Annotated in this window: 21 protein-coding genes; 8 read left to right on the forward strand and 13 right to left on the reverse strand. The window is 60.6% G+C overall.

The window, feature by feature from the left end; all coding sequences use genetic code 11:
- Positions 1-134: 134 nt before the first annotated feature.
- Positions 135-722, reverse strand: coding sequence for an RpoE-regulated lipoprotein (locus tag HWW83_RS10710; protein ID WP_004936494.1), 588 nt, complete (start codon positions 720-722; stop codon positions 135-137).
- Positions 723-879: 157 nt separating this feature from the next.
- A complete protein-coding gene (locus HWW83_RS10715) occupies positions 880-1,344 on the reverse strand; it encodes a DUF2919 domain-containing protein (RefSeq protein ID WP_176589282.1) in 465 nt (154 codons plus the stop codon).
- 181 nt (positions 1,345-1,525) lie between these two features.
- On the opposite strand from HWW83_RS10715, the gene HWW83_RS10720 reads away from it, so the two are divergent.
- Complete coding sequence (locus HWW83_RS10720) at positions 1,526-1,924, forward strand: YgiW/YdeI family stress tolerance OB fold protein (protein ID WP_016926776.1); 399 nt, start codon at positions 1,526-1,528, stop codon at positions 1,922-1,924.
- Positions 1,925-1,966: 42 nt separating this feature from the next.
- On the opposite strand, the gene HWW83_RS10725 is transcribed toward HWW83_RS10720, so the two are convergent.
- The gene (locus HWW83_RS10725; RefSeq protein WP_004936504.1) at positions 1,967-2,392 is read right to left on the reverse strand and encodes a GNAT family acetyltransferase; all 426 of its coding nucleotides are present in this window, start codon (positions 2,390-2,392) and stop codon (positions 1,967-1,969) included.
- Positions 2,393-2,596: 204 nt separating this feature from the next.
- Between HWW83_RS10725 and amiA the strand changes: the two genes are divergently transcribed.
- From amiA to HWW83_RS10740, 3 genes are all read left to right on the forward strand, one after another.
- On the forward strand, positions 2,597-3,478 hold the full coding sequence (amiA, locus tag HWW83_RS10730; protein ID WP_033652564.1) for an N-acetylmuramoyl-L-alanine amidase AmiA: 882 nt from the start codon (positions 2,597-2,599) through the stop codon (positions 3,476-3,478).
- Positions 3,479-3,543: 65 nt separating this feature from the next.
- The gene (hemF, locus tag HWW83_RS10735) at positions 3,544-4,464 is read left to right on the forward strand and encodes an oxygen-dependent coproporphyrinogen oxidase (RefSeq protein ID WP_069100654.1); all 921 of its coding nucleotides are present in this window, start codon (positions 3,544-3,546) and stop codon (positions 4,462-4,464) included.
- Positions 4,464-4,919: a YaiI/YqxD family protein gene (locus HWW83_RS10740; protein ID WP_004936514.1), complete on the forward strand. Its 456-nt coding sequence runs from the start codon at positions 4,464-4,466 to the stop codon at positions 4,917-4,919. The genes hemF and HWW83_RS10740 overlap by 1 nt, the downstream gene beginning before the upstream one ends.
- A gap of 22 nt (positions 4,920-4,941) precedes the next feature.
- Here HWW83_RS10740 and HWW83_RS10745 read toward each other — a convergent pair whose 3' ends face one another.
- From HWW83_RS10745 to HWW83_RS10760, 4 genes are all read right to left on the reverse strand, one after another.
- Complete coding sequence (locus HWW83_RS10745; RefSeq protein WP_033643973.1) at positions 4,942-7,182, reverse strand: TonB-dependent receptor domain-containing protein; 2,241 nt, start codon at positions 7,180-7,182, stop codon at positions 4,942-4,944.
- Positions 7,183-7,303: 121 nt separating this feature from the next.
- Positions 7,304-9,430 (reverse strand): S9 family peptidase, encoded by a 2,127-nt coding sequence (locus HWW83_RS10750; RefSeq protein WP_176589283.1) that lies wholly within the window; start codon positions 9,428-9,430, stop codon positions 7,304-7,306.
- Positions 9,431-9,484: 54 nt separating this feature from the next.
- A complete protein-coding gene (locus HWW83_RS10755) occupies positions 9,485-10,282 on the reverse strand; it encodes an energy transducer TonB family protein (RefSeq protein ID WP_176589284.1) in 798 nt (265 codons plus the stop codon).
- Between the two features lie 102 nt (positions 10,283-10,384).
- Entirely contained in the window at positions 10,385-11,224 is an 840-nt protein-coding gene (locus HWW83_RS10760; protein WP_176589324.1) for a ChaN family lipoprotein, read from the reverse strand.
- A 177-nt stretch (positions 11,225-11,401) separates the two neighbouring features.
- Between HWW83_RS10760 and mmuP the strand changes: the two genes are divergently transcribed.
- Both mmuP and mmuM read left to right on the forward strand, forming a co-directional pair.
- Complete coding sequence (mmuP, locus tag HWW83_RS10765; protein WP_176589285.1) at positions 11,402-12,811, forward strand: S-methylmethionine permease; 1,410 nt, start codon at positions 11,402-11,404, stop codon at positions 12,809-12,811.
- Positions 12,801-13,739, forward strand: a complete 939-nt coding sequence (gene mmuM / locus HWW83_RS10770) for a homocysteine S-methyltransferase (RefSeq protein WP_176589286.1) — start codon at positions 12,801-12,803, stop codon at positions 13,737-13,739. The genes mmuP and mmuM overlap by 11 nt, the downstream gene beginning before the upstream one ends.
- A gap of 48 nt (positions 13,740-13,787) precedes the next feature.
- Here mmuM and maeB read toward each other — a convergent pair whose 3' ends face one another.
- From maeB to HWW83_RS10795, 5 genes are all read right to left on the reverse strand, one after another.
- The gene (maeB, locus tag HWW83_RS10775) at positions 13,788-16,067 is read right to left on the reverse strand and encodes an NADP-dependent oxaloacetate-decarboxylating malate dehydrogenase (protein WP_016926766.1); all 2,280 of its coding nucleotides are present in this window, start codon (positions 16,065-16,067) and stop codon (positions 13,788-13,790) included.
- Between the two features lie 215 nt (positions 16,068-16,282).
- Positions 16,283-16,456: an Rz1-like lysis system protein LysC gene (lysC, locus tag HWW83_RS10780; RefSeq protein WP_004936544.1), complete on the reverse strand. Its 174-nt coding sequence runs from the start codon at positions 16,454-16,456 to the stop codon at positions 16,283-16,285.
- Positions 16,437-16,817: a DUF2570 family protein gene (locus tag HWW83_RS10785; RefSeq protein ID WP_170852935.1), complete on the reverse strand. Its 381-nt coding sequence runs from the start codon at positions 16,815-16,817 to the stop codon at positions 16,437-16,439. Before HWW83_RS10785 ends, lysC begins: the two co-directional genes overlap by 20 nt.
- Positions 16,814-17,194, reverse strand: coding sequence for an L-Ala D-Glu endopeptidase ChiX (gene chiX / locus HWW83_RS10790; protein ID WP_459076040.1), 381 nt, complete (start codon positions 17,192-17,194; stop codon positions 16,814-16,816). The genes HWW83_RS10785 and chiX overlap by 4 nt, the downstream gene beginning before the upstream one ends.
- 10 nt (positions 17,195-17,204) lie before the next feature.
- Positions 17,205-17,531: a phage holin, lambda family gene (locus HWW83_RS10795; protein WP_033643982.1), complete on the reverse strand. Its 327-nt coding sequence runs from the start codon at positions 17,529-17,531 to the stop codon at positions 17,205-17,207.
- Positions 17,532-17,824: 293 nt separating this feature from the next.
- Between HWW83_RS10795 and chiB the strand changes: the two genes are divergently transcribed.
- Positions 17,825-19,324, forward strand: coding sequence for a chitinase ChiB (gene chiB / locus HWW83_RS10800; RefSeq protein WP_033643983.1), 1,500 nt, complete (start codon positions 17,825-17,827; stop codon positions 19,322-19,324).
- 85 nt (positions 19,325-19,409) lie between these two features.
- Here chiB and HWW83_RS10805 read toward each other — a convergent pair whose 3' ends face one another.
- Positions 19,410-20,351 (reverse strand): LysR family transcriptional regulator, encoded by a 942-nt coding sequence (locus tag HWW83_RS10805; RefSeq protein WP_025303805.1) that lies wholly within the window; start codon positions 20,349-20,351, stop codon positions 19,410-19,412.
- Positions 20,352-20,755: 404 nt separating this feature from the next.
- Here HWW83_RS10805 and cbp21 point away from each other — a divergent pair, with 404 nt between their 5' ends.
- Positions 20,756-21,349: a chitin-binding protein/chitosanase CBP21 gene (gene cbp21, locus HWW83_RS10810; protein ID WP_033643984.1), complete on the forward strand. Its 594-nt coding sequence runs from the start codon at positions 20,756-20,758 to the stop codon at positions 21,347-21,349.
- The last annotated feature ends 26 nt before the right edge of the window (positions 21,350-21,375 follow it).

Here is a 21,375-nt window from a genome sequence, read left to right on the forward strand (position 1 = left end):
TGACGCGCGGGGTCCCTGTTACAAACGCGCGCTATCATACCGCAAGCACAGGCGATTGCCTTGCAGCAGCGCAAAGAAAATAGGGGTAATGATTTGGACAAGCAGGCGCCGGGAACCGGCGCCCGTTGAACGCGTTACTGCTGCGGCTTGGCGTGCCAAATGATTTTGCTGACCGTCCAGCTTTTCAGGGTGTCGTCCGGCGGGATGATATCCTGCGCGCCGGCCCACTTGCCGCTGAAGATGTAGGTGACGTATTTGCTCTGCTCCGCCACGCACTCCACTTTACCGGCGTCTTCGCCGCTGCCCGGCTTACAGGAGCCGAACGCCTTGCTGTACATGTCGCCGAACGGCGTGCCGAGCTTGTTGCCCCACTCCGTCGCCACTTTCGGATCCAGCACGTCCACCCGCTGCAGGCGCCCTTTCGGTTCGCCGGTGATCACCAGCTTCACCTCGTCGCCGGACAGCGCCTGATAATAAGAGACGATCTGGCCGTTGTTGGTCGCCATGCCGCCACGCAGGCGGTAGTTGCCGTCCAGCCCGTCGTTGATGGCGCTTTCCGACATCGGCGTGCCGGCGTTGAGCTTGCCGACGCCCTTGGCGCCGACTTCCAGGCTGCTGCCGAACCAGTTGAACGGCGACAGGCTGGACCAGGAGAAATTGGACATGCTCGAACAGCCGGTCAGTAACAGCGGAAGCCCTAACAACAGGGGGCGAATATTCATCTCTAGCTCCTTAGACATCAATGGCACGGGGCGGGTCACCCGCTCCTGCCGCACTCGGCGTTTTGCTGCGTGCCAGCCTCTCACAACGGCCCGCACTACGCCAACGGTTGCCAGCTTGGAGTGCGGAAAATGCGAAAAGTGCCGCACTTCTCGGCAATTAGTCGACGCGCTCCGCCGGCGCGAAACAGGCTTTCAGACGCGTGTTCAGCAGCAGATAGCTCAGCGCCAGCGCGTCGAGCAGCGCCAACGTCAGCTCCAGCCCCGGCGCATCGCCGTCCTGGCGCCACAGGCTGAACAGCGAGCCGCCGAACGACGCCAGCAGCGAGACAGCCAGCCCCCAGCGCCAACCGCGCCACAGCCGCGGCCATTGGTGGCGACGGCCGCTCAGCAAAAACGCCAGCGCCGCCGGCAGACCGAGCAGCATGCCGTACCAAAAGCGTTGGGTATCCGGATAAAACAACGCCAACAAGCTTTCGCCCTGCTCGCGCGAAGCGCCGGCCATCACGAACAACAGCCAGGTGCGCGCCTGCAAAATCAGCACGGCCCAAAATCCCAGCGGCAGCCGCAGCGCGCCGTGCTGATCGTAATCGTCCGGGGAAAACCGGGGTGAGAATGGCTTCAACGCTCGTTCCTTGCCAACAGAATAAAGACTAAAGACTATGGCTACAGATGGGCGCCGGCGATGGGAATTTCAATGCGTCGGCTTAAGAAGCTCTTAAGATCGGTGTGTTTTAATCCTTATCACTTAGCAAGCACCCGATATCAGCGGGATGTGATTTTCGATAACGATAAGGAAGCGCAACATGAAAAAACTGACTCTGGCCGCTCTGATCGCGCTGTGCAGCGCACCGGTACTGGCGCAACAAGGCGGGTTCCTCGATCCGGCCGCGCCGCAGGCTCAAACGCAAACCACCGCACAAGGTGGTTTCTCCGGCCCCAGCGCGGCGCTGACCACCGTGGACAAGGTGAAATCGCTGAGCGACGACACCTGGGTGATGCTGCAAGGCAACATCGAGCAGCGCATCGGCGACGATACCTACACCTTCCGCGACGCCACCGGCACGCTGACGGTCGAGATCGATCGCAAACGCTGGAACGGCCAAACCGTCACGCCGAAAGACAAGGTGCAGCTGGAAGGCAAAGTGGATAAAGACTGGAGCAGCGTCGAAGTGGACGTGAAAACCGTCAAAAAGCTGCCGTAATGCGTTGCGGCGGGCGGGGCAACGCCGCCGCCCGCCGCTCGATCAATATTCCTGATCTTCGATCAGCCGCTTGCCCAGGCTGGTGATGCCCTGGATCTCGTAGCCGAGCTTCTCGTACATCTCGACCACCGTGTCGTTGTCTTCGCGCACCATAATCTGGATCTTCGGGCAGCCGCGAGCGATCAGCTTCTTCTCCAGACGGTTGATCAACGCATTGGCGATGCCGCGCCCACGATAGTCGGGATGCACCCCGAGGTAATACGCCGAGCCGCGGTGGCCGTCATAGCCGCCCATCACCGAACCGACCACTTCGCCGCCGACTTCCGCCACCAGGAACAGCTCAGGATCGTGGTTCAGCTTGCGCTCGATGTCCATTTCCGGATCGTTCCAGGGCCGCAGCAGATCGCAGCGCTCCCACAGGGTAATGACTTCTTCAAAGTCGTCTTGTCGAAATACGCGAATTTCCATCGATGTTGGCCGCTGTTAATTAAGGTGTTTATCTGATTATCGCGTGATTATTCACTTACGCAATATCAAACTGCGATTTACCGCGCTATTTGCCCCGAAATCGCCGGTAACAGGCGTAATAAATGGAAATAGTTATCGGGTCGATTAATGATTATCAATACGATATAACGTCGCGAAATAGAATCGTCGATGGAGCGTTGCGTAATGAAAAAGCAGGGTAAACAATTCCTCAATTTTAAGCCGCTTGCCGTTTCCCCGACGCGACGCCAACTGTTGCTTTCCGGCCTGGCAGTAGCACTGTTCGGCGTGAAAAACCCAAGCGCCAAGGCGGAAGGCATGCTGCGCAATCAGCACAGCAAACCGGCGGCGAAACCGGCCGGCGGCAAAAAGCGGGTGATGATCGATCCCGGCCACGGCGGCATCGACTCCGGCGCGGTCGGCCACGAAGGTTCGCAGGAAAAACACATCGTGCTGGAAATCGCCAACCACGTGCGCCGTTTCCTGCATGAGCACGATCACATCGAGGCGCGCCTGACGCGCGAAGAAGACGAATTCATTCCGCTGTTCCAGCGGGTGGAGATCGCCCACCAGCACCAGGCCGATCTGTTCATTTCCATTCACGCCGACGGTTTTACCAGCCCGTCGGCCTCCGGCGCTTCGGTATTCGCCCTCTCCAACCGCGGCGCCAGCAGCGCCATGGCGCGCTACCTGTCCAACCGTGAAAACGCCGCCGACGACGTAGCGGGTGGCAAATACAAGGATCAGGACAACTACCTGCAGCAGGTGCTGTTCGATCTGGTGCAAACCGACACCATCAACAACAGCCTGACGCTCGGCCGCCACGTGCTCGGCCAAATTCGTCCGGTACACCATCTGCACAGCGACAGCACCGAACAGGCGGCGTTCGCGGTGTTGAAATCCCCGTCCATTCCCTCGGTGCTGGTAGAAACCTCGTTCATCACCAACCCGAACGAAGAACGGCTGCTGGGCACCACCGCGTTTCGCGAGAAAATCGCCCGCGCCATCGCGGACGGCATCGTCAACTTCTTCGACTACTTCGACGCACACCAACGCAAACCCCGCTGATGCCGCGGGCGGCGAATAAGAGTATACTCAGCGCCTTGTTCAGCCAGACGCTATAAAGACCCCGCATGAGTTTACCTAACATCGCTGAAGTAAAATCCTTCCTGCTGGCGCTGCAGGATCATATCTGCGCGCAGCTCGCCCAGGCCGATGGCGGCGCCGTGTTCACCGAAGACCAATGGACGCGTGAAGAAGGCGGCGGTGGCCGCAGCCGCGTGCTGACCAACGGCGCGGTGTTCGAACAGGCGGGGGTCAACTTCTCGCACGTCTCCGGCGCCACCCTGCCGGCCTCGGCGACCGCGCACCGTCCGGAACTGGCCGGGCGCAGCTTCCAGGCGATGGGCGTCTCCCTGGTTATCCATCCGCTCAGCCCCTACGTGCCCACCAGCCACGCCAACGTACGCTTTTTCATCGCTGAAAAGCCGGGCGAAGCGCCGGTGTGGTGGTTCGGCGGCGGTTTTGACCTGACGCCGTTCTACGGTTTCGCAGAGGATGCCGTGCACTGGCACCGCACCGCGGCCGAGCTGTGCGCGCCGTTCGGCGACGAGGTCTACCCCAAATATAAACAGTGGTGCGACGATTACTTTTTCATCAAGCATCGCAACGAAGCGCGCGGCATCGGCGGCCTGTTCTACGACGATCTTAACACCCCGGATTTCGACCATTGTTTCGCCTTCACCCGCGCGGTGGGCCAGGGCTTCCTCGACGCCTACCTGCCGATCGTCGAAAAACGCAAGGCCTTGACCTGGGGCGAGCGCGAGCGCCAGTTCCAGCTGTATCGCCGCGGCCGCTATGTGGAGTTCAACCTGGTGTGGGATCGCGGCACGCTGTTCGGGCTACAAACCGGCGGGCGCACCGAGTCCATCCTGATGTCGATGCCGCCGTTGGTGCGTTGGGAATATAACTACCAGCCGGACGCCGACAGCCCGGAAGCGGCGCTGGCGCGCGATTTCCTGCCGGTGCGCGACTGGCTGCGGGAGACGAAATGATGCAGATTTGGGTCGATGCGGACGCCTGTCCGAACGTGATCAAGGAAGTGCTGTTCCGCGCCGCCGATCGCACCGCCATCACCGTGACGCTGGTGGCGAACCAACCGCTGCGCACGCCGCCGTCGAAGTACATCCGTTCGCTGCAGGTGGCGGCCGGCTTCGACGTGGCCGATAACGAGATCGTGCGCCGCTGCGAAGCGGGCGATCTGGTGATCACCGCCGACATTCCGCTGGCAGCGGAGGTGATTGAGAAAGGCGCGGTGGCGCTGAACCCGCGCGGCGAACGCTATACGCCGGACACCATCCGCGAGCGCCTCAACATGCGCGATTTTATGGATACCCTGCGCGCCAGCGGCATTCAGACCGGCGGCCCGAACGCCCTGAACCAGCGCGACCGCCAGCAGTTCGCCAACGAGCTGGATAAATGGCTGCTGCAGGCGAAACGGGCGCAGTGACTGCGCCCTGCTCCGCTGCGGTTTAGAAGCGCACCTCCCCGCCGAAGATATAGGTGCGTCCACGGGCAGTGTTGGTCGGCGTCTCATACTGCGACTGAGACGGCAGCGAGTTCATCTTGTTCAGCGCGTCCGAGTAGTCCTTGTCCATCAGGTTTTGCACGCTGAGCTTCAGCAGCAGATTGCGATTCACCTGATAGGTGCCGTACAGATCGATAATGGTCGGAATATGCGGCGCCGGCTCTTTCAGCAACTGCTCATTCTCATCGTAATCAGAGTCCGGCGACAGGCGCACCGATTTGCCGGTATATTTCACCACCCCGCCCAGCGTCAGTTTCTCGTCCAGCAGGCGCACCCCGCTGTCCAGCGTGAAGTAGAACTCCGGCAGCTCGCTGATATCGCCCGCGCCGAATACGTTGCTGGCCTGGTTGGTCGGCTGGGAGGTATGCTCCTTGCTTAACGACAGCTTGGTGAAGGCGAAACCGGCGTCGTACAGCGCTTCAAGCTCCACCCCGCGCATTTTGACCGGTTCGGGGGCGTTGCTGTACATGGTCATGCTGACGTTGACGTCCGCGTCATCCCACTCTTCCTGCGTCGCCTGCGAACGGTTGCACTTCTGGCGATTTTTACACACCAGGTAGGATTGGCTGGAAATGTAGTTTTTGATCCTGGTTTCAAAATAGACCGCTTTCAGTTGGAAGCTGTCCTGCTTGAACAACAGATCGTGAGCATTGGCGTTGAACCCGCCCTGCCAGGTCTCCGCTTTTTCGCCCTTGAGGAACGGGTTCATCGACTGGCCGCCGCTGTTGGCGAAGAACACCTCCTGGATATTCGGCCCGCGCATCGACTTGCTGTAGCTGACGAACGGCTGCAGCCACGGCGTCACCTGCGCCGACAGCATGACCGACGGGTTGAAGCCGTGTTCGTTACGGCTAATAGTGCCAGCGCCCTGCGGGAAGCACTCTACTCGCTCGTCACAGGCCGGCTTATAGCCGGAGAGGCGATAGGCGGTGTAGTTCAGATCGAAATTCCCCTGCCAGATGCCGTAGTTGGCCTGCAACCCGCTGTACAGGCTGGAGATATCCTGCTTGCCCGACATTCCCACCGGCATGCTTTCCGCCTGATTGTCATCCGTCACCAAGCCAGAGGCCTTTTTCTTATACTCGTTGCGCACCAGCTTGCCGCCGTAGCTGAAAGCGAAATCGACGTCCTGCAGGCTGAAACGGCTGGTGTTGTTGATATCCAGCGCATCGGAGATGTTTTTCGCCGTGCTGTCGCTGAATCCCGCCATGTTGTCGGACATGAACTGCTGCTTGCCGCGGCTGGTGCTGGCGGTCAGGTTGAAATCGATCAGCTCCGAGAACGGCGCATAGTGGTATTTAAGGTAGAAATCGTCGCTGTCGATGTGGCGGCGGGTGATTTTATTCTGGTAGCTGCGCGCCGACAGTTCGATGCTGTTGAAGGCATCCGGCTTGATGTCCACCTTGAACAGCTGGGATTTCGGATTCTGGCGGTAGGTCTTATCGACGTTGAACATCTCGCTGTCGAAACCGGCGCCGTTTTTGTAGTTGGAGGTGATGGAACTGCCGCTGATCGCCGCCATCGCCCCCAGGCTGCCGCCGTCGGCAAAGGCGGCGGTTTTGGCGCCCACGGCGATCATGCCGCTGCGGCCGATGCCGTTATTGCCCACCGAGAATTTGGTGCGCACGCCGAACGGGTTGTCGGAAAATACCACGTCATCCACGCCGATGGTGCGGAAGTTGGCGCTGCCCGCCAAGGCGTTCACCCCAGCGGATCCGGTGGCGTTGCCGCGCGCCACGTCGACGCCGACGATAAAGTTAGGATCGATCAGCGCCCCGAACTGGCTGGTGGGCAATCCCCCGTGCGCTGCGTCGCTCGGCGAGTTGCCGTAGTAGTTTTGCGTGATGCCGTCGACCATGGTGTTGACCCGGCCAAAGCCGCTCAGGCCACGGATATTGACGCTGACCGATCCCTGGCCGGGATCGATCTGGGTATAGGTGCCCGGCATGCTGCGCAGAATGCTGTCCACCGACTCCAGATTCTTGTTTTCATCGCGCGAGCTGAACGCGCCTGGCCTCGCCAACGCGTCTTTTTCGCTGCTCTTGCCGCTGTCGGCCGCCGAGACGTTGAGCGGGCTGAACGCCACGCTGCCTTTATTATTTTCCGCCTGTTCCTGCGCGGCCGCAGCCTGCCCGTACAGCGCCAGTCCCGCGCCGATCAGGCTCGCTATCATTTTGATTTTCATATATCCCCAGAAATAGCCAATAAGGTTTGATGGCCGACAATGCCCAGCAAAAAGCCCGCCGAAAGCGCGGTAAAAGGTTGTTATTGTTTTATTGCGCCGCAGCGTGCTGCGGCGCTAAAGATTATTTCTGCGCCTGCCGGTCCGCCGCCAAAATAAAGGCGTACTCCAGCGCGCCGTTTTCCAGCCGCGCCAGGCGACCCGATTTGCCGCCGTGGCCGGCGGTCATGTCGGTGGAGAGCAGCAGCAACGAATCGCCCTGCTTGAAGCGCCGCAGCTTCGCCACCCATTTGGCCGGTTCCCAATACTGCACCTGCGAGTCGTACAGACCGCTGGTGACCAACAGGTTCGGGTAACGTTGCTTACGCACGTTGTCGTACGGGCTGTAGGACTTCATCAGCGCATAGGCGGCCGGCTGGTGCGGGTTGCCCCACTCCTCGTATTCCCCGGTGGTGAGCGGAATGCTGTCGTCCAGCATGGTGGTCACCACGTCGACGAACGGCACCTGCGCCACCACCGCGTTGTACAGCTGCGGCGCCTGATTGATCACCGCCCCCATCAGCAAGCCGCCGGCGCTGCCGCCCATGGCGTAGATGCGCCCCGGTTGGCCGTAGCCGTCTTTGATCAGCGCCTGGGTGGCGTCGATGAAGTCGTTGAAGCTGTTCGGTTTGTGCGTCAGCTTGCCCTGTTTGTACCAGCTCTGCCCCAGCTCGCCGCCGCCGCGCACGTGGATCAGCGCATAGACGAAGCCGCGATCCAGCAGGCTGATGCGGTTGGCGCTGAACGCCGGATCCATGCTCATGCCGTAAGCGCCATAGCCATATACCAGCAGCGGGTTATGCCCGTTTTTGAACAGCGATGTGCGGTACACCAGCGAGACCGGCACCTTCACGCCGTCGCGCGCCGTGACCCAGATGCGCTCGCTGTGATACAAGCTGGGATCGACGCCTTTCACCTCCTGCTGTTTCAGCAGGGTGCGCTCGCCCTTGTTCAGGTCCCACTCATAGGTGCGGGTCGGCGTGGTCATCGCCGAATAGCCGTAGCGCAAGCGATCGCTGTCCGGCTCGGGGTTATAGCCCAGCCAGGCCATGTAGCTGGCATCATCGAACGGGATGGCGCGCTCGGTTTTGCCGTCCCAGCTGATTTGCCGCAGCTGCACCAGCCCGTTGGCGCGCTCCTGCACCACCAGCCAATCGCGGAACAGGCTGAAGCTTTCCACCTCGTGCTGCGCCTGCGGTGCGATCAGCGTCTGCCACGGTTTGCCCGCCGCCGCCGTGTGGTACAGGCCAAAGTTCGGATCCTGATGGTTGGAGCGCAGGTAGAACTCGCCCCGGTAGTGATCGAGGTAATACTCGCGGCCGTTCTGCCGGGCGGCGAACAGCTGCGGCTCGCGCTGCGGCTGGTTGGCGTCGATCAGGCGCACTTCGGAGGTGGTGTTGCCGCTGATGGTCAGAATCAGGTAATCGCGCGAGGACGAGCGGCCGAGGCTGAGGTAGAACGCCGGATCGTTTTCCTGGTACACCAGCTTATCTTCCGCGGTCGGCGTACCGTACCGATGGCGGTAGACCTGATATGGCAACAGCGTTTGCGGGTGGTTGCGCACGTAGAACAGGGTTTGGTTGTCGTTGGCCCACACCATGTTGCCGGAGGTGTTTTCCAGCGTTTCCGGCGACCAGCGTTCGCTGTCTATCTCGCGCAGGGAGATGCGGTATTGGCGGCGGCCCTGCAGATCCTCGGCCACTGCCAGGCGGCGGTTGTCCAGGCTGACGTCCATCGCCCCCAGACGATAATACGCATGGCCGGCCGCGCGCTGATTGGCGTCCAGCAAGGTTTGCCACGGCGCGTCGGCGGTGAGCGCCTGGCGCTGATACCGCGCGAAATCTTTACCGGCAGCGTAGCTTTCCTGATAGCGATAACCGTTGAGCTGATACGGCACCGAACGATCGTCAGGGTTCACGCGACCCAGCATCTCCTGATACAGCGTGGCGCGCAGCTTCTGGTACGGCGCCATCATCTGCTCGGTGTAGCGGTTCTCCGCCTTCAGGTAGTCCAGCACCTTCGGCTCTTTTCGGCTATCGTCGCGCAGCCAGTAGTAATCGTCGGTGCGCGTCTCGCCGTGCGCCGTCAGCGCTTTCGGCGCGCGTTCCGCCAACGGCGGCTGCGGTTGCGCCAGCGCGACGCCGGCGACGCCTAAAGAAAGCCAGAGCGCGGCCGCGATGCGACGGCGCGGGGTGAATAACAGCGGATTCATAATCCCTCACGAAGTTTGAAGAGGTGCACGACGGCGATGCGGCGCCTGCGAGCATTAACGGCGGGCATTCAGCTCCGCCAGATTGAAATCGATCGGCATCCTTACCCTGACGGCTCCCTGCTGCAGCATCTCCGGCGGCGGCGGCGGCAACGGCTGGGCGCGCGACACCACCGCCACCGCTTCCCGATCCAGCGACGCGGTGCCGGAACGCACCTGCAGCATGACATTCGAGACCCGTCCCTGCGCGTCAACGCTGAAACTGACCTGCGGCATGCCGCTGCGCCGGCGGCTGCGGGCATCCAAAGGGTAATCCTTGATGCGATTCAGTTTGCCCTTCACCAGGCTCTCCCACGACAGTTTGGCCTGCGCGTTGCTGTTGGCGTCGCTGTTGATCGGTGCGGCGGTTTGGTGGGAGAGCGTCTGCGCCTGCGGCGCAGCAGCGCTGGACGCGGCGGCGTTGCGCGTCTCTTTGGCCTGCTCCTGCGGTTTCGGCTGCGCTTTTTGCGGGGGACGGTGTTCGGCGCGCTTCTTCTGCGCCGTCACGATTTTTGCTTTATCGGCACGCGCCAGCTTGGGCAGATCTGGCTGTTGCTGCTGCTCCGCCGGCTGCGCCGCGGCAGATTCAGCCTGCTGCACGCCCAGCGGCAGCGGCTTACTTTCCGGCGCTTCAATCTGCGCCGCCCAGCTCATCATCACCGCCGGCGGCGGCAGCTCGACCGGCTCGAGCGCCGTCTGCGGCCAGTAAAACAGCAACGCTAACGCCGCGTGCGCCGCCAGGGCGAGCAGCAAGCCGCGCGCCCAGCGCGGCTGCGGCAGCGCAAAGGCCGGAGGGGGATAAGACTGACTTAACATAGGGGCATTAGCTTACTTAATTGCGAATGATTGCAGATCACATTTACTAATGATAATCATTTGCAACTATAATTAACACCCCTTTTCACTGCCTTAACGTATTCATTTCACTGATGGTGTAATCCACAGGTAGTCCGCCGTGTGCGCGTCAACCTGTACGCCCGGCTCCGCCAGCATCAGCACCGTCGGCGCCGCCGCCGGTTGCAGATCCCGCACGTGCAGCGGCACGCCCACCGATTTGGCGGCGTGATAACCGCCGGCGATCAATAGCGCGGGCGTCGGCGCCGCCAGCAGGCGCTCCGCCATGCGCCTATCGCGCTGCTGCTGGATCGCCAGCATCGCATGCAGCTGCGCGGCCTCAATCTGGCCGCCGTGCGAAGTGCGGATAGTCTCTTCCAGCGCCTTGCGCACCGCCGGCTGCGACGAGAGCTGCCCCGCCGGGAACTGCGGCTGCTGATAGAACGCCGCGATCTCGCTGCGATCCAGGTTGGCCGACCACAGCGGGTAAGGCGCGCGCATCGCCGCCATCGTCACCCCGCCATACAGCGCCCATTTCCAGCCCGGCTGCCAGGCGATCAGCTCCGCCACGCGGCCATCACGCACCGTGGGATCGCTCTGCAGCCACTGCTTCACCTTGTCGACCTGCGCCTGCTGGTTCGGGTTGATCATCTCCATCAGCACGCTACCCTGCGGCCGCAATTGCGGCAGCTGCTGCACCAGCCATTGCTCAATCTGATGGTGGTAAGGATTGTCATGCTTTTCCCCGACGATCACCCGCGGCTGCTGCGCCAACCGCGTCAACAGCTGCTCGGGCGTCAGGGTCGCGCCGCTGTGCAGATCGGTGATATTCCCCAGGCTCGCGACGTCGCTGGCCGGCGTCTTCACCGGCGTTTGGCTGCAGGCGCCGAGCGCCAACGCCGCCAATAAAATCAGATATCTCATCATGTTGCCCCATTAGCGAAAATGGCGACATTATAGATAATAATTATCATTTGCATATAGATCTGGCCTGACGATTTTTTTACGCGGCGATCGCCGGTGACGCATTGCGTTGAAACGGCATTGCGGGTATAACCAATAGCCATTCAGATATTTAGACGTCTATACGGATAGATTATTATGCACTCATCGGCGCCCGCCGCAGGGCAGTTCAAACGCAGCATGAAGGCCCGGCATCTGGTGATGCTGTCGCTGGGCGGCGTGATCGGCACCGGGCTGTTTTTCAATACCGGCTACATCATCTCCACCACCGGGGCGCTCGGCACGCTGCTGGCCTACCTGATCGGCGCGCTGGTGGTGTATCTGGTGATGCTGTGCCTGGGCGAGCTGTCGGTGGCGATGCCGGAAACCGGCGCCTTTCACGTCTATGCTTCGCGCTATCTGGGGCCGGCCACCGGCTATGCCGTCGCCTGGCTGTATTGGCTCACCTGGACGGTGGCGCTGGGCTCCAGCCTGACCGCGGCCGGATTCTGCATGCAGTACTGGTTCCCGCAGTCGCCGGTGTGGCTGTGGTGCCTGATCTTCTGCGCGGCCATTTTCCTGCTCAACGTCGTGACCACCCGTTTTTTCGCCGAAAGCGAATTCTGGTTTTCGCTGATCAAAGTGGTGACCATTCTGGCGTTTATCATTCTGGGCGGCGCCGCCATGTTCGGCCTGCTGCCGATGAAAGACGGCACGCCGGCGCCTTTCCTGCATAACCTGACCGCTTCCGGCTGGCTGCCGCACGGCACGCTGCCGATCCTGATGACCATGGTGGCGGTGAACTTCGCCTTCTCCGGCACGGAGCTGATCGGCATCGCCGCTGGTGAAACCGAGAACCCGGAAAAAGTCGTGCCGCTGGCGATCCGCACCACGGTGATCCGCCTGATGCTGTTCTTTATCGGCACGGTCTTCGTGCTGGCGGCGTTGATCCCGATGGATCAGGCGGGGATCGTCAAAAGCCCGTTCGTGCTGGTGTTTGAACGCATCGGTGTGCCTTACGCCGCCGATATTTTCAACTTCGTGATCCTGACCGCCATCCTGTCGGCGGCCAACTCCGGCCTGTACGCTTCGGGGCGCATGCTGTGGTCGCTGGCCCACCAGCGCACCCTGCCGGCCTACTTTGCGCGCGTTAATGCGCGCGGCATTCCGATCAACGCCCTGACCTTCAGCATGCTCGGCGGCGTGCTGGCGCTGCTGACCAGCGTGATCGCGCCGGACACGGTGTTTGTCGCCCTGTCGGCAATCTCCGGTTTTGCGGTAGTGGCGGTGTGGCTGAGCATCTGCGCCGCCCACTATGCTTTCCGCCGCGCCTATCTGCACAGCGGCCAGCCGATAAGCGGCCTGAAATACCGTGCGCCCGGCTATCCATTGACGCCGATCCTCGGCTTTGCGCTGTGCCTGCTGGCCTGCATCGGGCTGGCGTTCGATCCGGAGCAGCGCATTGCGCTCTACTGCGGCCTGCCGTTCGTCGCCTTGTGCTACCTCACCTATTTCCTGACCCGGCGCGCCGGGCAAAAAACCGCTTTGGGAGAACAACATGTCGGTTAATAACCCCGTCGCCCGCCTGCTGGCCGAACACCCCACGCTGATCCTGGACGGTGCGCTGGCTACCGAACTGGAAGCGCGCGGCTGCGATCTGACCGATCCGCTGTGGTCGGCCAAGGTGCTGATTGAAAATCCCGAGCTTATCTATCAGGTACACCTCGATTATTTCAACGCCGGCGCCCAGTGCGCTATCACCGCCAGCTATCAGGCCACGCCGCAGGGCTTCTTGCGCCGCGGCCTGGATCAGGCTCAGTCGCTGGCGCTGATCGCCAAAAGCGTGCAGCTGGCGCAGCGCGCACGCCGCGATTATCTGACCGCGCACCCGCAGGCGGCGCCGCTGTTGATCGCCGGTTCGGTGGGCCCGTACGGCGCCTATCTGGCCGACGGCTCGGAATACCGCGGCGACTACCGGCTGGCGCAGGATGACTTCATTGCCTTCCACCGCCCGCGCCTCGCAGCCCTGGCCGCCGCCGGCGTCGATCTGCTGGCCTGCGAAACGCTGCCGTCGTTTGCTGAACTGCAGGCGCTGCTGACGCTGCTGCAGGAGTTCCCGACGCTCGGCGCCTGGTTCGCCTTCACCCTGCGCGACAGCCAACACCTCAGCGACGGCACGCCGCTGACGGAGGTCCTGTCCGCGCTGCGCGGTAACCCGCAGGTGCTGGCCATCGGCATCAACTGCATCGCGCTGGACAAGGTCGCCCCGGCGCTGCGTCAGCTGAGCGCGCTGGCCGACAAACCGCTGCTGGTCTACCCCAACTCCGGCGAGCACTACGATGCGGTGAGCAAAACCTGGCGCGCCTGCGGCGGCGAGCACGGCAGCCTGGCCGATCAGGCGACGGCGTGGCGCGCGCTCGGCGCACAATTGATCGGCGGCTGTTGCCGCACTACGCCGCAGGATATTCGCGCCATCGTCGCGCGCTGCAAGGCATAAAAAAGCCCCCGGCGCCAACGGCACAGGGGGCCAGTCATTAACCCGGGCTTACAGCGGTTCGGTCTGGGCTTCCACCACCGCCAGCGCCACCATGTTGACGATGCGGCGCACCGAGGCGATCGGCGTCAGGATGTGCACCGGTTTGGCCACCCCCATCAGCACCGGCCCGACGGTCACCCCTTCCGAGCAGGAGACGCGCAGCAGGTTGTAGCTGATGCGCGCCGCTTCCATGTTCGGCATGATCAGCAGGTTGGCCGAGCCTTTCAGCGGGCTGTCCGGCATCAAATCGTGACGGATGCTTTCCACCAGCGCGGCGTCGCCGTGCATTTCGCCGTCGATCTCCAGCTCCGGCGCCAGCTCGTTCACCAGCTCCAGCGTTTTACGCATCTTGCGCGCCGCCGGGCAATCAGACGAGCCGAAGCTGGAGTGAGACAGCAGCGCCACCTTCGGCTCGATGCCGAAACGGCGCACGGTTTCCGCCGCCATCAGGGTGATCTCCGCCAGCTGTTCCGGCGTCGGATCGTCGTTGACGTAGGTGTCGGCGATGAAGGTGTTGCCGCTCGGCAGCAGCAGCGCGTTCATCGCGCCGGCAACGTGCGCGCCTTCACGGAAGCCGAACACGTTCTTCACCACGTCGTAATGCTCGTGGTAGCTGCCGATGGTGCCGCAGATCATCGCGTCCGCTTCGCCGCGGTGCAGCATGATGGCGGCGATCAGCGTCGGGTTGCCAATCACCGCGCGGCGCGCCTGCTCTTGCGAAACGCCACGACGTTTCATGATCTGGTAGTACTCTCCCCAGTATTCGTTGAAGCGCGGATCCGACTCGTTGTTCACCACTTCGAAATCTTTGCCCGGCGTCAGTTGCAGGCCCAGTTTTTTCAGGCGCATCTCGATCACGCTCGGACGGCCGACAAGGATCGGGAAAGCCAGCCCCTGCGACACCAGCTCTTGCGTGGCGTGCAGCACGCGCTCTTCCTCACCTTCCGCCAGCACCACCCGCTTCACCTCTTTGCGCGCCTGCGAGAAGATCGGTTTCATGAACAGATTGGTTTTGTAGACGAACTCCGCCAGCTTCTCCACGTAGGCGTCGAAGTCTTCGATCGGACGCGTCGCCACGCCGGAGTCCATCGCCGCCTTGGCCACCGCCGGTGCGATCTTGACGATCAGACGCGGATCGAACGGTTTCGGAATGATGTATTCCGGCCCGAAGGAGAGATCCTGATCGTCATACGCGGAGGCCACCACGTCGCTCTGTTCCGCCAGCGCCAGATCGGCGATGGCATGCACGCAGGCCAGCTTCATCTCTTCGTTGATGGTGGTGGCGCCCACGTCCAGCGCGCCGCGGAAAATGAACGGGAAGCACAGGACGTTGTTCACCTGGTTCGGGTAGTCGGAACGGCCGGTGCAGATGATGGCGTCCGGGCGCACCGCTTTGGCCAGCGGCGGCAGAATTTCCGGTTCCGGGTTGGCCAGCGCCATGATCAGCGGATCGCGCGCCATGGTTTTCACCATATCCTGCGTCAGCACACCCGGGCCGGAGCAGCCGAGGAAGATGTCGGCGTTCGGGATGGCGTCGCCCAGCGTGCGCTGGCCGTTATCCTCGATGGCGTAGGCGGCTTTGGTCTGTTCCATATTGGCGTCGCGGCCTTTATAGATGACGCCCTTGGAATCGCAGACGGTGATGTTCTGTTGACGCAGCCCCAGCGCCACCAGCAAGTTCAGGCAGGCGATGGACGCCGCGCCGGCGCCGGACACCACCAGCCGCACATCGGAGATGTTCTTCTTCACCACGCGCAGGCCGTTGAGCACCGCGGCAGTGGTAATGATCGCCGTGCCGTGCTGGTCGTCGTGGAACACCGGGATCTTCATGCGCTCACGCAGTTTCTGTTCGATGTAGAAACACTCCGGCGCCTTGATGTCTTCCAGGTTGATGCCGCCGAAGGTCGGTTCCAGCGCGGCGATAATGTCGATTAATTTGTCAGGGTTATGCTCATCCACTTCGATATCAAATACATCGATACCGGAAAACTTCTTGAACAAAACGCCCTTGCCTTCCATCACCGGCTTACCGGCCAACGCGCCGATATTGCCCAGACCCAGTACCGCCGTGCCGTTGGAAATCACCGCCACCAGGTTGCCGCGCGCGGTGTATTTGTAGGCCGCCAGCGGATCTTCGGCGATCTCGAGGCAAGGCGCGGCGACGCCCGGCGAATAGGCCAGCGCCAGATCGCGCTGGGTCGCCAACGGTTTGGTTGGGGAAACCTGGATCTTCCCTGGGACAGGAAACTGATGGAAATCAAGGGCACTCTGTTTGAGCTGTTCGTCCATTATGGATTCCTTTGTTTTTTGCTTTTATGTTGAGGTAAGGCTTTGAGGCTGCGCCCTGCCGTGGGCCATGGCGCCCAGGTACAATGACAGGGCACAGCCTTGAAGTATAGTGAGAGAAACATCACAAACTTTGAAGCGCGCCATAACCTTGGTCGAAAGACCGTTTTAAAAGTAAAAAAAGAAGGCCTGCGGGACAAGTCAGACAAGCGCCGCCGTCAGCGCGGCGGCAGCGTGGCGCGCCAGGCGTTGAGCGTCTCCACCTGGCCGGCGCAAATGTGTAACGAGGTTTGTAACGCCAGTGCATAGCTTACCGCATCGCCCCAGGTCTCCCCCTGCAACTGCGGCTGCTCACAGGGAGCAAATACCGACTCAGGGGGCAACAGCGGCACGGCCTGCGGCGCCGGCGGCCGGGCGCAGGAGCTCAAGCACAGCGCCAGGCAGAGGCTGAGCGGCGCAGGGATCGTTTTTAATCGCTTCACGGTATTTCCTCTGATAAGCCTCGTGTTGTTGGCGCAGCTGCTGTTCCTGCCGCTGCTGCGCCGCCATCAGCGCACGATTTTGCGCATCCTGGGTCTGCAGGGTGGCGATCAGCCCCGCCTGCTGCGCCAGGCTTTTTTGCAGTTCCGCCGCCTGTTGCCGCGCAGACGCCAACTGGTGCGACAACAGCGAGCTGTAGCCGCCGAGGCAGATAGCCGCCAGCAACAGCAGCAGCAACCCGCCCTGCATCAGTTTTTGCAGCCAACCGCTCATGCCGGATAGTCCCGAAACGGCAGCTGGAAGTGCGGGCCGTCCTTGAGGGTCTTCCATTCGCCGCCCCATTCGACGTTGATGCCGCATTCACGCGCCGCGCGCCGCACCGCCACCGCAATTTGCGCGTAGTAATCCCACTCCCAGGAGACCACGCCCGCCGGCATCGCCACCACGTCCACCGCGTGTCCGGTCAGATGGCGGCTGCGCAGCGTTTGGCTGTTGCCGGCGCGCACCATTTCCCGCTGGCGCGCCATGCTGCGCAGCCCCTCGCTGACGGAAAACGGCACCAGGGAATAGCGCAGCGCCAGACGAATAACGCGCACCAGATCCGGATGCACGCCGCGCAGGTTCTCTTCGCTGCGGGCGGTAAAGCGAATCTCTTCGATGTCATTTAACATTTTTAAACCCCGTTTTTTTGCCGATGAATTTTTTAATTAAGGCGTTGATGTAATCCGCCCCCATAAAGCCAATCAATACGCTGGCCAAATTCGCCCAGTTTAATTCCAGGCCCATCAACGCCAGCGCATCGCGCACCGTCCAGGCCAATAACGCGCACATCGCCGCATTCAATAAACGTCGCCGAATACCCACGTTGCGATAGGCACCGTGTAATAGCGCCATCACGCCGGCCAGAATGGCGTTCAATACCGGCTGAAGATATTCACATACTCGCTGGACTATTAAGCCAACAGCGTCAGGCTCTATGCTGGACATAGCTCATCTCCTTTTTTATTTTTAATTAAATGCCAATCACGGCCGGTGGGACATCGGATACTCAGAATCTAGTTAAGGATGCTATTACAAAGCAAATGAATAAATACAGGCCCTATGGTCGAATTCATTCATGCTGAATGCTGGCACAACACATAAACGCCAAGGCAGGCGGCAGTGAATAAAAAATTCATTCTTATCGTGATTTGTTTCGACTGTTATTTCCGAGAAAAATAAACATTAATGGCAACGGGAAATATTTTCCCATCCAAAAACATCCACTCTGGAGAAATGCCATGTCCACACGTAAAGCCGTTATTGGGTATTATTTTATTCCGACCAACCAAATCAATAATTACACCGAGACCGATACGTCTGTCGTGCCGTTCCCGGTTTCCAACATCACGCCGGCCAAAGCCAAACAGCTGACGCACATTAACTTCTCGTTCCTGGATATCAACGACAATCTGGAATGCGCCTGGGATCCGGCCACCAACGACGCCAAGGCGCGCGATGTGGTCAACCGCCTGACCGCGCTCAAAGCGCACAACCCCAGCCTGCGCATCATGTTCTCCATCGGCGGCTGGTACTACTCCAACGATCTGGGGGTGTCGCACGCCAACTACGTCAACGCGGTGAAAACCCCGGCGTCGCGCGCCAAGTTCGCCCAATCCTGCGTGCGCATCATGAAGGATTACGGCTTCGACGGCGTGGACATCGACTGGGAGTACCCGCAAGCCTCGGAAGTGGACGGTTTCATCGCCGCGCTGCAGGAGATCCGCACCCTGCTGAACCAGCAAACCGTCGCCGACGGCCGCCAGGCGTTGCCGTACCAGTTGACCATCGCCGGCGCCGGCGGCGCCTTCTTCCTGTCGCGCTATTACAGCAAGCTGGCGCAGATCGTCGCGCCGCTCGATTACATCAACCTCATGACCTACGATCTGGCCGGCCCCTGGGAGAAGGTAACCAACCACCAGGCGGCGCTGTTCGGCGATGCGGCCGGGCCGACCTTCTACAATGCGCTGCGCGAAGCCAACCTGGGCTGGAGCTGGGAAGAGCTGACCCGCGCCTTCCCCAGCCCGTTCAGCCTGACGGTCGACGCCGCGGTGCAGCAACACCTGATGATGGAAGGCGTGCCGAGCGCCAAAATCGTGATGGGCGTGCCCTTCTACGGCCGCGCCTTCAAGGGCGTCAGCGGCGGCAACGGCGGGCAATACAGCAGCCACAGCACGCCGGGCGAAGATCCGTACCCGAACACCGATTACTGGCTGGTGGGCTGCGAAGAGTGCGTGCGCGACAAGGATCCGCGCATCGCCTCCTATCGCCAACTGGAGCAGATGCTGCTGGGCAACTACGGCTATCAGCGGCTGTGGAACGACAAGACCAAAACGCCTTACCTGTATCATGCGCAGAAAGGGCTGTTCGTCACCTATGACGATGCCGAGAGCTTCAAATACAAAGCGAAATACATCAAGCAGCAGCAGTTGGGCGGCGTGATGTTCTGGCATCTGGGGCAAGACAACCGCAACGGCGATCTGCTGGCCTCGCTGGATCGCTATTTCAACGCCGCGGACTACGACGACAGCCAGCTGGATATGGGCACCGGGCTGCGCTACACCGGCGTCGGCCCCGGCAACCTGCCGATCATGACCGCGCCGGCTTATGTGCCGGGCACCACTTACGCGCAGGGCGCGCTGGTGTCCTACCAGGGTTACGTCTGGCAGACCAAATGGGGTTACATCACCTCGGCGCCCGGTTCTGACGGCGCCTGGCTGAAGGTGGGCCGCGTGGCGTAAGCCGTAAAAAAACCCCGTAGCCGAATGCTGCGGGGTTTTCATTGAGTTAACCGTTTGATTTTCGCGTCCCTTCGTCTCTATTCCTTCAGTTGTGGCACCAAGGATAACCGCCATCCCGCACCACTTCGCGGCCCATCAGGCTGTAGACATCGCTTTTGCGCGTCAGCCGCTCATGCCACCAGTTAAACCCGGCGCCCTTGCTGGCCGGGTGCCACGCCAGCCAAATCATTTCGTCGCCCTTTTGCATCTCTACCGGCACCGTCACCAGTTCGCCGCTGGCCAATTCCTTTTCGATCAAAGCAGGCGGCAGAAAAGCGTGGCCGATGCCGCGTTTGAGCAGCGCCAGGTTGCTTTCCACGTCGCATACCACCAACTGACGCTGCAAGGGCAGCGTGCCGTGATTACGCTTGGGCAGCTCATGGCTGCTGTCGGCGATCACCACCACGATGTCGTTCAACCGCTGTTTCTTGCACACCGGCTTTCTCTGCGCCGCGAACGGGTGCGAAGGCGACACGCACAGCACAAAGTTGAGCTTGCCGAGCATCAGGGTTTTGGCCTGCACGCTGTCGGGAATTTGGCCAATGGCGATGATCAGATCCGCCCGGTTGTTCTTCAGCGCATCCCAGGTGCCGTTCAACGCTTCTCGCTGCACCGAGATACTGGCGTTCGGGCAATGCTGAATATAGTCGCGGATATCCTGCGTCAGGGTTTCCAACGGGAAGAAGGTGTCTACCGCCAGGCGGATATTATTGTCCAGCTTGGGGATGTTGCGCACCCGGCTTTCCAGATCCTGCACCGCATTTAATATCCAGCTGCCTTCCTGCAGGAGAAATTCCCCTTCATCCGTCAGGGTAATCATGGGGCCATTGCGATGAAAAAGTTTCACGCAGAGTTTGCTTTCAATATTGGAAACCCGATAAGAGATCGCCGAAGGCGTTTTATGCAGCGCCTCCGCCGCCATAGAGAAAGAACCGGTGCTCTTGATGGTGCTGATTATTTTAATCGCGTCCAGGGATAATCTAGTCATACAAATTCCTCTTTAAAATAAAATAAGAAAAATGACACTAAATTCCCAAGGTGGTGGCGCACAAAAATCGATCAAATCGAACAAGGGTACTCATAGCAACAAGCAATATACTTCATAAATGAGAGCGCTATCTTAAATACTATTCATCACGACCTGATATAAAATTCATCATAGCGCCCTACTTTTACACAGCGACAGTTAAATAAATTCAGCCTAACGATCAAAGATCGTCATCATAATAATTTTCGTTAATAGCCGTTAAAACATTCCGCTCTATCGCACGACCAGAATGATAAAAATAAAACAAGCCGACAAGAAGGGTTATTTCTAATTGCGTTATTAGTCTCTCATTTTGTCGGTGAAATACGCTCAACTTACAACATAATTTCAGTCAGGAGTGACTTATGAACAAAACTTCCCGTACCCTGCTCTCTCTGGGCCTGCTGAGCGCGGCCATGTTCGGCGTTTCGCAACAGGCGAATGCTCACGGTTATGTCGAGTCGCCGGCCAGCCGCGCCTACCAGTGCAAACTGCAGCTCAACACTCAGTGCGGCAGTGTGCAGTACGAACCGCAGAGCGTCGAAGGCCTGAAAGGATTCCCGCAGGCCGGCCCGGTTGACGGCCATATCGCCAGCGCCAACAAGTCCACCTTCTTCGAACTGGATCAGCAAACGCCGACGCGCTGGAACAAGCTCAACCTGAAAACCGGCCCGAACTCCTTTACCTGGAAGCTGACCGCGCGTCACAGCACCACCAGCTGGCGCTATTTCATCACCAAGCCGAACTGGGACGCTTCTCAACCGCTGACCCGCGCTTCCTTTGACCTGACGCCGTTCTGCCAGTTCAACGACGGCGGCGCCATCCCTGCCGCGCAGGTCACCCACCAGTGCAACATACCGGCAGATCGCAGCGGTTCGCACGTGATCCTTGCCGTGTGGGACATAGCCGACACCGCCAACGCCTTCTATCAGGCGATCGACGTCAACCTCAGCCACTGATCCGTCAAAAGGGGGATGTCTCTGGA

Origin of the sequence: Serratia ureilytica (genome assembly GCF_013375155.1) — a bacterium.
GTDB classification, from domain to species: domain Bacteria; phylum Pseudomonadota; class Gammaproteobacteria; order Enterobacterales; family Enterobacteriaceae; genus Serratia; species Serratia ureilytica.

Excerpts from the sequence above, each read along its gene's own strand:
- amiA (WP_033652564.1), top strand. The coding sequence starts at position 2,597 with ATGAAAAAGCAGGGTAAACAATTCCTCAATTTTAAGCCGCTTGCCGTT.
- HWW83_RS10805 (WP_025303805.1), bottom strand. The coding sequence starts at position 20,351 with ATGACTAGATTATCCCTGGACGCGATTAAAATAATCAGCACCATCAAG.
- HWW83_RS10755 (WP_176589284.1), bottom strand. The coding sequence starts at position 10,282 with ATGTTAAGTCAGTCTTATCCCCCTCCGGCCTTTGCGCTGCCGCAGCCG.
- HWW83_RS10745 (WP_033643973.1), bottom strand. The coding sequence starts at position 7,182 with ATGAAAATCAAAATGATAGCGAGCCTGATCGGCGCGGGACTGGCGCTG.
- mmuM (WP_176589286.1), top strand. The coding sequence starts at position 12,801 with ATGTCGGTTAATAACCCCGTCGCCCGCCTGCTGGCCGAACACCCCACG.
- HWW83_RS10795 (WP_033643982.1), bottom strand. The coding sequence starts at position 17,531 with ATGTCCAGCATAGAGCCTGACGCTGTTGGCTTAATAGTCCAGCGAGTA.
- cbp21 (WP_033643984.1), top strand. The coding sequence starts at position 20,756 with ATGAACAAAACTTCCCGTACCCTGCTCTCTCTGGGCCTGCTGAGCGCG.
- hemF (WP_069100654.1), top strand. The coding sequence starts at position 3,544 with ATGAGTTTACCTAACATCGCTGAAGTAAAATCCTTCCTGCTGGCGCTG.
- HWW83_RS10710 (WP_004936494.1), bottom strand. The coding sequence starts at position 722 with ATGAATATTCGCCCCCTGTTGTTAGGGCTTCCGCTGTTACTGACCGGC.
- HWW83_RS10750 (WP_176589283.1), bottom strand. The coding sequence starts at position 9,430 with ATGAATCCGCTGTTATTCACCCCGCGCCGTCGCATCGCGGCCGCGCTC.
- maeB (WP_016926766.1), bottom strand. The coding sequence starts at position 16,067 with ATGGACGAACAGCTCAAACAGAGTGCCCTTGATTTCCATCAGTTTCCT.
- HWW83_RS10725 (WP_004936504.1), bottom strand. The coding sequence starts at position 2,392 with ATGGAAATTCGCGTATTTCGACAAGACGACTTTGAAGAAGTCATTACC.
- chiB (WP_033643983.1), top strand. The coding sequence starts at position 17,825 with ATGTCCACACGTAAAGCCGTTATTGGGTATTATTTTATTCCGACCAAC.
- mmuP (WP_176589285.1), top strand. The coding sequence starts at position 11,402 with ATGCACTCATCGGCGCCCGCCGCAGGGCAGTTCAAACGCAGCATGAAG.
- HWW83_RS10760 (WP_176589324.1), bottom strand. The coding sequence starts at position 11,224 with ATGAGATATCTGATTTTATTGGCGGCGTTGGCGCTCGGCGCCTGCAGC.
- HWW83_RS10785 (WP_170852935.1), bottom strand. The coding sequence starts at position 16,817 with ATGAGCGGTTGGCTGCAAAAACTGATGCAGGGCGGGTTGCTGCTGCTG.
- HWW83_RS10740 (WP_004936514.1), top strand. The coding sequence starts at position 4,464 with ATGCAGATTTGGGTCGATGCGGACGCCTGTCCGAACGTGATCAAGGAA.
- HWW83_RS10720 (WP_016926776.1), top strand. The coding sequence starts at position 1,526 with ATGAAAAAACTGACTCTGGCCGCTCTGATCGCGCTGTGCAGCGCACCG.